At 45.1% G+C, this 546-nt stretch carries 1 tRNA gene and 1 rRNA gene; both read left to right on the top strand.

Annotated features, from left to right (window positions below):
• A 16S ribosomal RNA gene (locus MM236_RS19640) occupies positions 1 to 118 on the top strand; the annotation flags it as partial.
• A gap of 74 nt (positions 119 to 192) precedes the next feature.
• Positions 193 to 266 (top strand) — tRNA-Ile (locus MM236_RS19635).
• Positions 267 to 546: the final 280 nt, after the last annotated feature.

Here is a 546-nt window from a genome sequence, read left to right as displayed (position 1 = left end):
GAAGTCGGGTAGACCTGAAGCCGGTAACCGCAAGGAGCCGTTTAGGGTAGAACCGGTAACTGGGGCTAAGTCGTAACAAGGTAGCCGTACCGGAAGGTGCGGCTGGAACACCTCCTTTCTGGAATACATATCGGTATTTTCCTTTCTAATAATTTGAACCGAACGTCTTACAACTTCTTTTATAATATTGTTGGGCCTGTAGCTCAGGTGGTTAGAGCGCTACACTGATAATGTAGAGGTCCGTGGTTCGAGTCCACGCAGGCCCACTATTTAATTGACATAATGGAGAATTAGCTCAGCTATCTAGAGCATACCAATTTGTATCGGGATGGTCAACGGTTCTAATTCACAAATAGTATTGACATCATGGGGGATTAGCTCAGCTGTCTAGAGCATCCCGATTTGTATCGGGAGGATAGACGGTTCTAATTCACAAATAGTATTGACATCATGGGGGATTAGCTCAGCTGTCTAGAGCATCCCGATTTGTATCGGGAGGATAGACGGTTCTAATTCACAAATAGTATTGACATCATGGGGGATTAG

Source organism: Belliella calami (assembly GCF_022549695.1).
Taxonomy (GTDB): Bacteria; Bacteroidota; Bacteroidia; order Cytophagales; family Cyclobacteriaceae; genus Belliella; species Belliella calami.
Note: the sequence above shows the minus strand (reverse complement) of the source record. Positions and strands in the feature narration are given on the sequence as shown.